The 13,144-nt window shown below is 71.0% G+C and carries 12 protein-coding genes and 1 pseudogene; 8 read left to right on the top strand and 5 right to left on the bottom strand.

Translation table 11 applies throughout. From position 1 onward, the window contains the following. Positions 1-9: 9 nt before the first annotated feature. Positions 10-2,220, top strand: coding sequence for a PEP/pyruvate-binding domain-containing protein (locus tag AA0005_RS17040; RefSeq protein ID WP_413451285.1), 2,211 nt, complete (start codon positions 10-12; stop codon positions 2,218-2,220). 263 nt (positions 2,221-2,483) lie between these two features. Here AA0005_RS17040 and AA0005_RS17035 read toward each other — a convergent pair whose 3' ends face one another. Then, positions 2,484-2,873, bottom strand: a complete 390-nt coding sequence (locus AA0005_RS17035) for a heavy metal-responsive transcriptional regulator (RefSeq protein WP_110853475.1) — start codon at positions 2,871-2,873, stop codon at positions 2,484-2,486. Positions 2,874-2,941: 68 nt separating this feature from the next. Here AA0005_RS17035 and merA point away from each other — a divergent pair, with 68 nt between their 5' ends. The 7 genes and pseudogenes from merA to AA0005_RS17000 all read left to right on the top strand — a co-directional run. Further along, complete coding sequence (gene merA / locus AA0005_RS17030) at positions 2,942-4,390, top strand: mercury(II) reductase (RefSeq protein ID WP_413451284.1); 1,449 nt, start codon at positions 2,942-2,944, stop codon at positions 4,388-4,390. 267 nt (positions 4,391-4,657) lie between these two features. Beyond that, the gene (gene cmtR, locus AA0005_RS17025) at positions 4,658-5,017 is read left to right on the top strand and encodes a Cd(II)/Pb(II)-sensing metalloregulatory transcriptional regulator CmtR (RefSeq protein ID WP_413451283.1); all 360 of its coding nucleotides are present in this window, start codon (positions 4,658-4,660) and stop codon (positions 5,015-5,017) included. After that, on the top strand, positions 5,014-6,921 hold the full coding sequence (locus AA0005_RS17020) for a heavy metal translocating P-type ATPase (protein ID WP_413451282.1): 1,908 nt from the start codon (positions 5,014-5,016) through the stop codon (positions 6,919-6,921). The genes cmtR and AA0005_RS17020 overlap by 4 nt, the downstream gene beginning before the upstream one ends. A 69-nt stretch (positions 6,922-6,990) precedes the next feature. After that, on the top strand, positions 6,991-7,599 hold the full coding sequence (locus AA0005_RS17015; RefSeq protein ID WP_110853473.1) for a cadmium resistance transporter: 609 nt from the start codon (positions 6,991-6,993) through the stop codon (positions 7,597-7,599). Between the two features lie 97 nt (positions 7,600-7,696). After that, positions 7,697-8,209, top strand: a complete 513-nt coding sequence (gene lspA, locus AA0005_RS17010; RefSeq protein ID WP_110853472.1) for a signal peptidase II — start codon at positions 7,697-7,699, stop codon at positions 8,207-8,209. Positions 8,210-8,227: 18 nt separating this feature from the next. Then, a complete protein-coding gene (locus tag AA0005_RS17005; protein ID WP_413451281.1) occupies positions 8,228-8,866 on the top strand; it encodes a methyltransferase family protein in 639 nt (212 codons plus the stop codon). 214 nt (positions 8,867-9,080) lie between these two features. Further along, positions 9,081-9,221, top strand: a pseudogene (locus tag AA0005_RS17000) (IS3 family transposase); the annotation flags it as partial. A gap of 34 nt (positions 9,222-9,255) precedes the next feature. On the opposite strand, the gene AA0005_RS16995 reads toward AA0005_RS17000, so the two are convergent. The 4 genes from AA0005_RS16995 to AA0005_RS16980 form a co-directional block, all read right to left on the bottom strand. Next, positions 9,256-9,840 (bottom strand): CueP family metal-binding protein, encoded by a 585-nt coding sequence (locus AA0005_RS16995; protein ID WP_413451280.1) that lies wholly within the window; start codon positions 9,838-9,840, stop codon positions 9,256-9,258. A gap of 91 nt (positions 9,841-9,931) precedes the next feature. Next, positions 9,932-10,903, bottom strand: a complete 972-nt coding sequence (ccsB, locus tag AA0005_RS16990; protein ID WP_413451279.1) for a c-type cytochrome biogenesis protein CcsB — start codon at positions 10,901-10,903, stop codon at positions 9,932-9,934. Further along, positions 10,900-12,459 (bottom strand): cytochrome c biogenesis protein ResB, encoded by a 1,560-nt coding sequence (locus AA0005_RS16985; protein ID WP_413451278.1) that lies wholly within the window; start codon positions 12,457-12,459, stop codon positions 10,900-10,902. Before AA0005_RS16985 ends, ccsB begins: the two co-directional genes overlap by 4 nt. 184 nt (positions 12,460-12,643) lie before the next feature. Next, on the bottom strand, positions 12,644-13,045 hold the full coding sequence (locus AA0005_RS16980; protein WP_413451277.1) for a four-helix bundle copper-binding protein: 402 nt from the start codon (positions 13,043-13,045) through the stop codon (positions 12,644-12,646). Positions 13,046-13,144 lie beyond the last annotated feature (99 nt).

Here is a 13,144-nt window from a genome sequence, read left to right as displayed (position 1 = left end):
TCCCGGACCGTGATCGACCTCTCCAGCGCCGCAGCGGTGGACCGATCCATCACCGGCAGCAAGGCCGGTGTCCTCGCCGAGCTCACCCAGGCCGGATTCCCGGTTCCCCAGGGATTCGTCGTGACGGTAGCTCCGGGATCCCGCGACGTGCAGGCGGCCGCCATTACCGATGCCGCCCAGAGGGCTGGGCCGGGGCCGTATGCGGTGCGGTCATCGGCAGCGGCGGAAGACCTTCCAGGAGCGTCCTACGCCGGGATGTACGAGTCGTATCTCGACGTGGAGCCAGACCGCCTGAGGGAGGCGATCCTCCGGTGTGCGGAATCGGCGACCACGCCACGGGTCAGCGCCTACCAGTCCCACCGGGCACCGGGTGACCGCGACGGCGATCCCGGCATGGCCGTACTGGTGCAGCAGATGGTCGCCGCCGCGGCCGCCGGAGTCGCGTTCACCGCCAACCCGGTCACTGGGAACCGCGAGGAGACGGTGGTCTCGGCGGTCCGTGGCCTCGGCGAACGGCTCGTGTCCGGAACCAGCATCGGGGAGGAGTGGATCGTTCGCGGCGGCGCGGCCATGGTCACCCACCCCAGCATCGACGGTGACGTCCTGGACCGCGCTCAAGCGGCGGCAGTGGCCGAGCTCGCCGGCCGGGCGGCGCGGCACCTCGGCGCTCCCCAGGACATCGAGTGGGCCATCGACCAGGACGGACACCTCTACCTGCTCCAGGCCAGGCCGATCACCGCGCTGCCCGCGCCGGTCACCTGGCAGGCGCCCGGCCCGGGGTACTGGATGCGGAACCTGCGGCTGGGGGAGTGGCTGCCCGAGGCGATGACCCCGCTGTTCGCCGACTGGCTCCTGGACCGCATCGAGGCCGGCTACCTGGACGGGCAACGAGCCACGCTCGGCGCAGTGGTCCCCTTCCCCTACGCCACCGTCAACGGCTGGTACTACAACGCGCTGCCGACCCCGACGCCGGGCCTGCTGGCCCGCCTCATCGTGGAAAGCCGGGGCCGGGCGCCGTGGCTGCTTTTCAACGCCCTCGGGCGGGTCTCGACCAACCCGGTAGGCGCCAGCCGCGCCCTCCTCGCCGACCTGGAGGAACGCTGGCGCAGCGACGTGCTCCCCGCCTACCGGCGGCTCGTCGACGCGGGCCAGCGACAGGTCGACACCGCGGATCCCACACGGCTGAGAAACATCGTGGACCACGTCAGCAGGATGGCGGGGGAGTACCTGTGGTCCCTCGCCATCGTCGGCGGGTCGGCCTGGAAGATGGAAAGTCGGCTGACCGTGATCAGCCGCACGCACGGCCTCATCCCCGGGACCATCGACAACACCCAAGTCCTGCTGACCGGCCTGCCCGGGACGCAAGCCACGGTCCCCGCTCACGCGGTGCAATCCCTGGACTGGTACCACTCCACCGCCGGCGAGCTCGGCACCTCCCACAGCCACACCAGCTATGACGCCAACCTCACCCGCGCCGCCACCCGAGTCGCAGCCGAGCAGGCCATCTCCACCTCGCTCCGCGACATGCCCCGACAACGGGTCACATTCGGCCGGCTGCTGCGGACCGTGCAGCGCTACACCACTGTCAGGGAGGAACAAGCCCGGGACCTCACCCTCGGCTGGCCCCTCCTTCGCCGCTGCGCTCACCGCCTTGGCGACCACCTCACCACCCGCGGCGTCATCGACCAGCGCACCCAGCTGTTCTTCCTCACCCTCGAGGAACTAACCTCCGCACTTGATGGCGACCCCACGCCACGCGCGGAAGCAGCGGACAGTCGCCGAGCCGCGTGGGAGAAGCAGCGCCGCTTGGTCGCTCCACTCACCCTGGGCCAGCCGCCCCGGTTCATCGGCGACCCGATCGCCCGCGCAGTCAACGCAGCCCGCACCCACACGCCCCCGGAGGCAGCCATCATCGGGCAACCCGCCAGCGCAGGACGAGCGACCGGCCCGGTCCGCATCATCACCGGTCCAGAGGACCTCGCCCACTTCACCACCGGGGACGTCCTCGTCGCCCGGAGCACCGCACCGGCCTGGACACCACTGTTCGCCAGAGCCGCCGCAGTGGTCACCGACGGCGGCACCCTCGCCGCTCACGCCTCGCTCGTCGCCCGCGAGTACGGCATCCCCGCCGTCGTCGGCACCGGCGACGCCACCGCCCGGCTGCACGACGGCCAACTCGTCACCGTCGACGGCGGAGCAGGCACCGTCGAATGGGCATGAACCACCACCACCGGACACAGACCCGCGCTACTGACCCCCACCCAACCCCGCAGTGAGCGGTCGCCGGCGCCCCTCCTTGCGGGGTGGGTCGCTCAGTGGCGAGAGAAGCGAAGAGCGACCCAGAGCCCGCACCTGCGGCAGATGTAGGCCGGCTCGCTGCCGAGTGCGTGGAGCGCCTTGCGTGGCCGCAGTCGGCCGCAGCACGAGCACCGCTGCAGGGTGTCATCGGCCATGTCGCGATGGTCCCACGGGCCGCGTGCTCTTCACAGGTAGCGGCAGACGTCCTCGGCGGAGCACGTCGCCGGATCGCCGCCGGCGGCGTCCGCGTGCAGCGCGGTGATCGTGATGCGGAGCTGCTCCAGCTCGGCCAGCTGCCGGTCGATCACCTCAAGCCGCGTGTCGAGTAGATCGGTGACGTGCCGGCAGGGGGCCTGCCCCCCATCGCGGATGGCCAGCACCTGGCCGATCTGGGCCAGGGTCAGCCCGGCGGCTCGCCCCCGGCTGATGAAATCCAGCCGGCCGAGCACCTCGGGGCCGTAGTCCCGGTACCCCGCCGGGGTCCGCTCCGGGTCGGGCAAGAGCCCGAACTCCTCGTAGTACCGCAGGGTCTTGGTCGACGTGCCCGACGCCTGAGCCACCTCACCGATCCGCATGCACTCATCCTGCCTTGACCTTCCAGTGCACTGGAAGGTCGATCCTGAGGGCGATGAAGGAGGAGCTCATGACGGCAACAGCTAAGCGCAGGCCGTATGACCTGGCAGTGATCGGGTCCGGAGGGGCGGCGTTCGCGGCCGCGATCCGCGCCACCACCCTGGGCAGACGGGTGGTGATGATCGAGCGCGGCACCATCGGCGGTACCTGCGTCAACACCGGGTGCGTGCCCTCCAAGGCGCTACTCGCGGCCGCCGAGGCCCGCCACGTCACGCTCGACGCCGCCCGGTTCCCCGGCCTGACGGCCCCCGACGCCCGGCCGGTGGACATGCCGGCCCTGGTCGCAGGTAAGGATCAGCTCGTCGGATCGCTGCGCGGCGAGAAGTACCTGGACCTGGCCGCCGCGTACGGTTGGGATCTCCTGCCCGGGGACGCCACGTTCGCCGGCACACCGACCGATCCGGCACTCCACGTCGCCGGCCATGACGGCACAGTGGAGGCCGTCCGCGCCGCGCACTACCTCATCGCCACCGGATCCACCCCCTGGGCACCGCCGGTCCCCGGCCTCCACGAGGTGGGTTACCTGACCTCGACCACCGCGATGGAGCTGGACCACGTCCCGGACTCGCTGCTGGTCATCGGGGGCGGGTACGTCGCCATGGAGCAGGCCCAGCTCTTCGCCCGGCTCGGCGCCCGGGTCACCATGCTCGTCCGCTCACGCCTGGCGTCCCACGAGGAACCCGAGGCCGCCACCGCCCTGGAGGAGATCTTCACCGAGGAGGGCATCGAGGTGGTCCGCGGTGCCGTGCCCACCGTCGCCCGCCGCGACCAGAGAACGGGCGAGGTCGTCGTCACCGCGACCACCGCCGCCGGCTCACAGGAGCTGCGGGCGGCCCAGCTGCTGGTCGCCACCGGGCGCCGCCCGGTCACCGTCACCCTCGGCCTGGACACCGTCGACGTGCGCACCGGCAAGCACGGCGACGTCATCGTCGACAACCACCTGCGCACTACAAACCCGCGCATCTGGGCCGCCGGAGACGTCACCGCCCACCCCCAGTTCGTGTACGTCGCCGCTGCCCACGGCACCCTCGCCACCGACAACGCCCTGACCGGCGCCGGCCGGGAGGTCGACTACCGCCACCTGCCCCGGGTCGTGTTCACCAGCCCCGCCCTGGCCGCCGTCGGGATGACCGACCGGCAGGCTAACGCCGCCGGGATCCGCTGCGACAGTCGCGTGCAGTCCCTCGCGCACGTCCCACGCGCGATCGTCAACCGCGACACCCGCGGACTCATCAAGATCGTCGCCGACGCCCACACCGGCCGCATCATCGGCATCACCGCCCTGGCCCAGGACGCCGGCGACCTCGCCGCAGCCGGCGTCTACATCCTGGAGGCCGGCATGACCATCGGCCAGGTCGCCAACCTCTGGAGCCCCTACCTGACCATGGCCGAAGGCCTCAAGCTCACCGCCCAAGCCTTCACCACCGACATCACCAAGCTCTCCTGCTGTGCAGCATGAACCAACCCGGCACGGCACCAACGGCATCTTCGCCATGATCCAGCTCGTGGACCTCGACTAGGCGCGCAGGCGCTCGGGCCCGTGTGGGAGTCGCTCGGCTTCCACCGGGTCGACGGCCACCTTTGCGTGCTCGACCCGACCAGGACCGCACTGGATGACGCGATGACGGCCTTGCGGCGCCGCCTCGGCCCTGCATGGAGTGCCACCGATCGGGCGGAGGCCCTGAGTACGAACGCCATAGGTCATTGAGTGCTGTATGGTCAGCGCATGCTGACTCTTGCTACGCGGTTGGACGTGATGAACCGGTTGGGCCGGGCGATGGCCGACCCGACCCGCTCCCGGATCCTCATGACGCTCCTCGAGGGCCCGAGCTACCCCGCGGTGCTCGCCCGCGACCTGGACCTGACCCGGTCGAACGTCTCGAACCACCTGACCTGCCTGCGGGACTGCGGCATCGTCGTGGCCAAGCCCGAAGGCCGTCAGACGCGGTATGAGATCGCCGACCCCCATCTGGCGGCGGCGATGACCGCGCTGGTCGAGGTCACCCTGGCCGTCGACGAGAACGCCCCGTGCGTGGACGCCGACTGCACGGTGCCCGGCTGCTGCCCCAGCGGGACCGGGGCATGAGCGCCACCACCCACGCACCCGTCGAAGAGCTCGAGAGTGACGAGGAGCACGAGGCCCCGTGGTGGGCTGACCGCGCCGTCATGATCCCCGCCGCCTCGGGCGCAGCGTTCGTCGCCGGGCTCGCCTGTGAGTGGTCCGGCGCCCCGACCGCAGCACTGGTCCTGTTCTGGGTCGGCCTGCTGCTCGGGGCCTCCACCTTCGTCCCCGGTGCGCTGCGCAAGCTCGCCACCGGCAAGCTCGGCATCGCGCTGCTGATGACGATGAGCGCCACCGGCGCCGTCATCCTGGGCCACGTGGAGGAGGCCGCGGCCCTGGCCTTCCTCTACTCCATCGCCGAGGCCCTCGAAGACCGGGCCATGGACCGCGCACGCGCCGGCCTGCGCGCACTGCTCAAGCTCGTGCCCCAGAACGCCACCGTCCTCACCGACGGCAAGACCCGCACCGTCCCGGTACGCGACCTGACCTCCGGGCAGGTCATGGTCATCCGGCCCGGTGAGCGCATCGCCACCGACGGCATCATCCGAACCGGACACAGCAGCCTGGACACCTCGGCCATCACCGGTGAGTCCATCCCCGTCGCGGCCGGCCCCGGTGACGAGGTGCCCGCCGGGGCGATCAACACCACCGGGGTCCTGCAGGTCGAGGCGACCGCGCCCGGCACCGACAACTCCCTGACCACGATCGTGAGCCTGGTCGAGCAGGCCCAGGCCGAAAAGGGGCAACGCGCCCGGCTCGCCGACCGCATCGCCCGCCCACTGGTGCCCGGCGTCCTGATCCTGGCCGTGCTGGTCGCCGTCATCGGCTCCCTCGCCGGTGACCCGCAGACCTGGATCTCCCGCGCCCTGGTCGTGCTCGTGGCCGCCTCCCCGTGTGCGCTGGCCATCGCGGTGCCCATCACCGTGGTCTCCGCGGTCGGCTCGGCGAGCAAGTTCGGCGTCATCATCAAGAGCGGGGCCATCTTCGAACGCTTCGGCGACATCGGGCACGTCGCCTTCGACAAGACCGGGACCCTGACCCTCAACCAGCCCACCGTCACCGCCGTCATCCCCACCACGGGCCTCACCGAGGAACAGGTCCTCGCGTGGGCCGCCGCGCTCGAGCAGCACAGCACCCACCCCCTCGCCGCCGCCATCACCCAAGCCGCCCCCACAACCTCCGTGGCCCGGGGCATCACCGAGGAAGCCGGTCACGGCATTCACGGCACCGTCGACGGCGTCGTGATCAGCGTCGGCAGCCCCCGCTGGGTCGACCCGGGCGACCTCGCCGACCGGGTCCGTCACCTGGAGGCCCAAGGGATGACCGTCGTCGTCGTACACCGCGACGGCGCGGTCGCCGGGGCGATCGGAGTGCGTGACGAGCTGCGTCCCGAGGTCCCCCAGGTCATCGCGACCCTGGCGGGCCAGGGCATCGGCGTCACGATGCTCACCGGGGACAATGAGCGCACCGCGCAGGCGCTGGCGGTGCAGGCGGGCATCCGCGACGTGCGCGCCCAGCTGCGCCCCGAAGGCAAGTCCGCCGTCGTGGACGAGCTCAGCGCCCACCGGCCCACCGCGATGATCGGCGACGGCATCAACGACGCCCCCGCCCTGGCCGCAGCCGACGTCGGGATCGCCATGGGAGCCACCGGCTCCGACGCCGCGATCGAGTCCGCCGACATTGCCCACACCGGCAAGGACCTGCGCCTGCTGCCCCAGGCCATCGCCCACGCTCGACGCGGGGGGCGCATCGTCAACCAGAACATCGTCCTGTCGCTGCTCATCATCGCCGCCCTGCCACCCCTGGCCATCACCGGCGTCCTGGGCCTGGCCGCCGTCGTCCTCATCCACGAGGTCGCCGAGGTGCTGGTCATCCTCAACGGCCTGCGCGCGGCACGCACCCACCGCACCACCGCCCCCGGACACTGATCCCCCCAAACCGCCGGCAAACCGCTCACTCGGCATCGGCGGCGGTCGGCCGCGCCCTGAAAGGCACCGATGGAACTGCTCACCCCGATCCTGCAGGCGATCGGCCTGTTCGTGGCCACGAACATCGACGACATCATCGTCCTGTCCCTCTTCTACGCCCGCGGCGCCGGCCAGCGGGGCACCACCCGCAAGATCCTCACCGGCCAGTACCTCGGCTTCGGCGGCATCCTGCTCGCCGCCGTGCTCGTCTCCCTGGGAGCCCGCACCTTCCTGCCCGAGGACGCCCTGCCCTACTTCGGGCTCATCCCCCTGGCCCTGGGCCTGTACGCGGCGTGGCAGGTGTGGCGCAACCGCGATGAGGACGATGACGACGACGAGGCCAAGGTCGGTGACCGCCAGGTCGGCACCCTGACCGTCGCGGCCGTGACCTTCGCCAACGGCGGGGACAACATCGGGGTCTACGTCCCCGTCTTCGCCACCGCCTCCACCACCGCGGTCATCGCCTACTGCGCCGTCTTCCTCGCCCTGGTGGGCCTCCTCGTGCTCACCGCACGGTACGTCGCCACCCGCCGGCCCATCGCCGAGGTGCTCGAACGCTGGGAGCACATCCTCTTCCCGCTCGTCCTCATCGGCCTCGGTGTCGTCATCCTCCTCGAGGGCGGTGCCTTCGGCCTATGAGAGCGCTGACGCTCGACGGATCGTTTGAAGGAGTGACCGTGAGCCCTCACGTGCAGGGAGTAGTAGCCGACGCGACCCACACAGGAACGGCGTCCCCATGACCACACGGAACCTCGCCTCAGCGAGGAGTGGAACCCGCGCTCGGGGCACCCTCCTCCTCACCCTCGTGCTGCTGGCGGCGGTAGACCTGGCGGTGAAGGCGTGGGCAGGTGGGGCACTGGCCGACGGTCACTCGGTGAACCTGGGGCCCATCGAGCTTCGGCTCGGTTTCAACGCCGGAATGGCCTTCAGTCTCGGCGCTCGTCTGCCAGCCGGTGTCGTGCTCGCCACCACTGGGCTCACAATCACCGCGGTGGCCGTTTTCGCCTGGCGTGCCACCCGCACCGCGACACGCTCAACGTGGCTCCCACTGGCCGTCATCCTGGCAGGGGCGGTGGCAAACCTGATCGACCGTGCCTCCGACGGCGTCGTGACCGACTACCTCCACACCGGCTGGTTCCCCACCTTCAACCTCGCTGACGTCTACATCACTGGTGGGGCCATAACCCTGATGGTGGCAGCCCTCACGAGCGGTGACAGGACCGAGAACCCGACGGCCGCAGAACTGTGACTCGAGCCGAGGAAACCCATGACCGCTGAGACCGCCGCCGCTGCGGCACTGACCCTGTTCCTGGCCGGCCTGGTGGCGGCGTTCGGTGCGCGCTCCTGGATCCACCGGCGCCGGACCGGCTCCACCGGCTTCCGCGGCCTCAGCGGCGCCCCCGGATCGGCCGAGTGGTGGGGCGGGATTTTCTTCGCCGCAGCCCTCGTGCTCGGCGCCGCGGGCCCCGCCCTGGCCCTTACCGGCGCCACTGCCCCCATCACCCTGCCCGCCGGCGTTCAGTGGGCGGGCCTGGCCGTGGCGATCGCCGGCTTCGTCGGCGTGCTGGCCGCCCAGGCGGGCATGGGCGCCTCGTGGCGCATCGGTGTGGACACCACCGAGCGCACCGGCCTGGTGACCTCCGGCATGTTCGCCGTGGTGCGCAACCCCATCTTCACCGCGATGCTCACCGCCCTGCTCGGACTGGCCCTCCTGGTCACCACGGCGGTGACCGTCGCGGCGCTGGTCTGCCTGCTCCTCGCCGTGGAGATTCAGGTCCGCCTCGTCGAAGAGCCTTACCTGCTGCGCACCCACGGCCCCGCCTACGCCCGCTACGCCCAGCGGGTCGGCCGGTTCCTGCCCGGTCTCGGCACCCTCGCCCCGCATCCCTCCCAAGCCGACGAATGACCCCGATCGCCTGAGAGCTGGTGACCCTTTATGGGTGGGGCAGCACCGATGACGACACCCCAGACCGGCGGCCCGCGCCTCACCACGCCGCGTAACGCGGTGGCCGTGGTGCCCGGGCAAGAAGGTACGGTACAGCCAACGCTGCACTATGAGACCTAGCGGCCGCACCACACCGGGCACCTTCGTGCCAGTGGAACGCATCGCGTGAAACACCACCCGCGAAGAACTCCGGATCGCGATCGTGACCTGGACCGAGCGCACCTACCACCACCGCAGACGGCAGGCCGCTCTCGGGCGGTTAACCCCCATCGAGTACGAGACCATCATGACCACGCCAGCCCCTCAGGCAGCGTGACCCAACCTGTCACCTTCCGTGCAGCAGTCCCGGGTTAGGTGAGCTGGAGGGTTGTGAGGCAGGTGGCGCCGTCGTCGGTGGTGGTGAAGTCGGTGGCACCGCTCCGTCCGTCGTGGCTGACCTCGATGGTGCCGTGGACGTCGCGGGGCAGCCAGAGGCCGACGAAGCCGTTGTCGAAGGTGGTCATCTCCTCCTCGAGGAGAACCTCACCGTCGTCGGTGGTGATGCGCACGTCGAGGTCCTGGTCGGTGAGCTCGCCCTGGCAGGTGGTGAGGCTGTGGTAGAAGCACTCGTGCGTCTGGTCGACGTAGGGGGCCACGGACAGGTAGAAGCGGTCCTGCGGCATGGCCAGGGCCAGCTCCTGCTGCCCGTCGGAGACGACGAGCTCGTCGGGGCGGATGGAGGCCATGAGGTCGGTGGGCCGGTCGGCACCGCCGAGCCGGTCGAGGTGGTCGATGATCTCGGTGACCTCCATCCCCGCCAGGCCGTGGGCGTCGAGGAACTCCGCCTGGGCGCCGGTGGCTGCGGGTGCGGTTTCCGTGGGGGGGTCGGTGTCCGCGGAGGAGCATCCAGCAAGGACGAGGGTGAGGGTCCCGATGAGTCCGGCGAGTCGTTTCACGTTCTGCTCCTGTGGTTGCCCGATGCCCGCGCGGGGCATCGGGACGGGATGAGGCGGGGGCTGGGCGGTCGCGGTGGGGCGGCTGGCTGGGTTAGAAGGCGTAGCCGTGGACGGTTTCGGTGAAGAGGTTGACCACGAAGTAGTTGATGAGTACGAGCACGAAGCCGGACAGGCCGAGGTAGGCGGCCTTGCGTCCGTCCCAGCCGCGGGTGGCGCGGGCGTGGAGGTAGGCGGCGTACACGACCCACACGACGAAGGTGCCGACCTCCTTGGGGTCCCAGTCCCAGGGGCGGCCCCAGGTTTGTTCGGCCCAGATCGCGCCGGCGATGAGGGTGAAGGTCCACAGCAGGAAGCCGACGGCGTTGAGCCGGTAGGCGTAGCGCTCGAGCTCACCGGAGCCCGGGAGCACGTCAGCCAGCCGGCCCCAGAACCCGCGGTCCACTGGCTCGGGGTCAGGGTCACCACCGGGGGGTGTGGGCCCGCTTGTCCCGGCGGGCGCCCCGGTGAGGGCGGCGGCGGGTTGCTTGTGGGTCGTCGGGGCGGTGCGCTCTCCGCGGTCCTTGACGAGCTGGACGAGTGACAGGGCGGCGGCCACGGCGAAGACGCCGATCGCCATGGTGGCCACCGAGACGTGGATGACGAGCCAGTAGTGGTCCAGCGCGGGGCGCACACCGTCGGCCTCCATGTAGAACACCGTCACCGCCAGCCCGAGGGCGAGGAGGGTCGGGGTGATGACCAGGGCACCGAGGTAGCGCAGGTCGCGCCAACGCTGGATGGCCAGGAAGGTGGTGACGGCGACGAGGGTGAACACGAGGGTGAACTCGTACATGTTCGCCCAGGGCACCCGGCCGGCGGCGATGCCGCGGGTGACGACGCCGAGGGCGTGCAGGGCCAGGCCGGCGGTTGTCGTGGTCATCGCGATGCGGGCGGCGCGGCGGGGTCGGCCGGCGGGGCCGCGGTCGCGCAGCGCGGACAGGTCGATGCCGAAGGCGATCATCGCGAGGGCATAGGCGGCCATCGCGCCGTAGATCACCAGCAGACTGAGCTGGCCCAGGTCGTTCACGTGTCCTCCTGTTGGGTGGGGGTGGTGGCCCGAACCGCGGTCATGACGCGCTCGAGCTCGCGCGGAAGGCCCGGGTCGTCGCCGCGGGCCAGGGCGGCGGCCTCGACGAGGGTGTGGCCGTCCTCGTCCTGGGTGGTCTTGACCCACAGCCGGCGGCGGGGGGCGAACAGTGAGGCGGACAGGCCGGCCATGGCCGCCAGGGCGGAGACCAGCAGGAGGGGGAGGGTGGGGTCGTAACGCAGGTCGATGGCCGCGAAGCGGGGCAGGGACTCGAAGGAGATGGTGCCCAGCCCGTCGGGGAGCTCGACCTCCTCACCGGGTGCGATGAGGATCTTGACCTCTTCGGCGCCGTCCATCACCTGGGTCATGTTGTCGGTGTCGAGCTGGTAGACGTTCTGCGGGATGCCCTGGTCCAGGCCGAGGTCACCGGTGTAGACCTCCAGGACGATGAGCGGTGCGTTGGGTTGGGGGTGCACCGAGCGCAGCCCGTCCTCTTCGGCGATGGCGGTGGGCAGCAGGTAGCCGGTGAAGCCGAGCTGGTCCAGGCCGGGGGAGACGTCGGGGACCTTGACCACACCGCGGGAGGTGTAGAAGTCGTCCTCGGGCAGGAAGGGCACGGGTTGGGAGAAGGCGACCTGACCCCGGGCGTCGCGGACGGTGAGGTGGGGGGCGAAGCCGTTGCCGGCGAGGTAGATGTTCGCACCGGCCGCGGTGATCGGGTAGTTCACCCGGATGGTGTCCTCATAGCGCCGCCCGTCCGGTTCGGTGACCACGACCCGGGCGGCGAAGTCACGGGCCTGCGCGTCGACGGTGAACCGGGAGGTCAGCTCGATCAGGCCGAAGGTGAAGGGGGCGAGGTCGTCGCCCGTGACCAGCGTCCCGGGGGTGAAGGTGTCGTAGTCGACGAGGGAGTTGGCGAAGGTGCGCCCTTCGACGACGACGGCCTGTCCGCGGTAGGCGATCATCTGCGCGGCGCCGAGCGCGACGAGCACCCCGACGAGGGACAGGTGGAAGACGATGTTGCCGCTCTCGCGCAGGTAGCCGCGTTCGGCGCTGATGCCCTCGGGGGTGACGGCGACCCGGAAGCGGCGACCCAGGGCACGGCGCACCGCGCGGGTGACGTCCTCGGGGGTGGCGGTGGTGGTGTGGCTGTCGCGCACGGGGAAGCGGGTCAGGCGGCGCGGGACACGGGAGGGTGCCGCGCGCAGCGCGGTGAGGTGTGCCTTGGTGCGCGGCAGGATGCAGCCGATGAGGGAGATGAACAGCAGCAGGTAGATCGCGGCGAACCACGGTGCGGCGTAAATGTCGAGCAGGCCCGCGCGCTCGAGCCAGGTGGCCAGCTCGGGCCGGTCGGCGCGCAGGGTGGCCACGCCGGCGGGGTCCTGGGGGATCTGCGGGATGAACGCGCCGGGCAGGGCGGCCAGCGCGAGCAGCATGAGCAGCAGCAGCGCCACCCGCATCGAGGTGAGCTGGCGCCACGCCCAGCGCAGCCAGCCGCGCACACCGATCCCGGCGGGGGCCGGTGGCTGGGGCGCCGTGCCCTGTGCCTCGTCCATGGTCCGCAGACCGGCGGGACGGCAGACCATCACACCGCCCTCACGGGACCATTGACTGGGGACATGCGCACACCCAGGGACGCTAACCCACAGCCCGGAAAGGCCGGGAATGCCGGTTAAGGTTCGGTTAAGACGCGCCGGTTGCTGCGTGGCGATGCGCGCCGGCTGGCCGCGGGGCGGGTCCTCAGCCGATGGCGGCGAGGAGCTCGTTGCAGGCCTGCTCGCAGGCCCGGCAGGCCTCGGCGCAGATCCGGCAGTGCTCGTGGTGGCCGGCATGGGCCGCGCACTCATCCCCGCAGGAGCGGCAGGCCTGGATGCAGGCCTGGAGCATGGCGCGGGTGAGGTTGGCGTCGTAGCCGGTGTGCCGGGACAGCACGCGTGCGGTGGTGTCGCAGATGTCGGCGCAGTCCAGGTTGGTGCGGATGCACTTGCGCAGCTCGTCGACCATGTCCTCGCTCAGACAGGCATCGGCGCAGGCGGTACAGGCCTGAGAGCAGGCCACCACGGTGTCCACCACCCTGGCGAGCAGGTCCCGGTCGAGGTTGATCTCGGCCGGGTAGGTGTTCATCATCTCGGCGGTTCTCATTGTCGTGCTCCTTCGTCAGTCGCTATCCCCGCGGACAGTCATGACGGGTGCGGGCTTACGACGCTAGGGGGGTCGCCGTGGGCCTGCAGCCGCAGGAAC

Origin of the sequence: Georgenia phoenicis (assembly GCF_047302425.1) — a bacterium.
Lineage (GTDB): Bacteria > Actinomycetota > Actinomycetes > Actinomycetales > Actinomycetaceae > Oceanitalea.
This window is presented reverse-complemented; position numbering and strand designations above follow the sequence as displayed.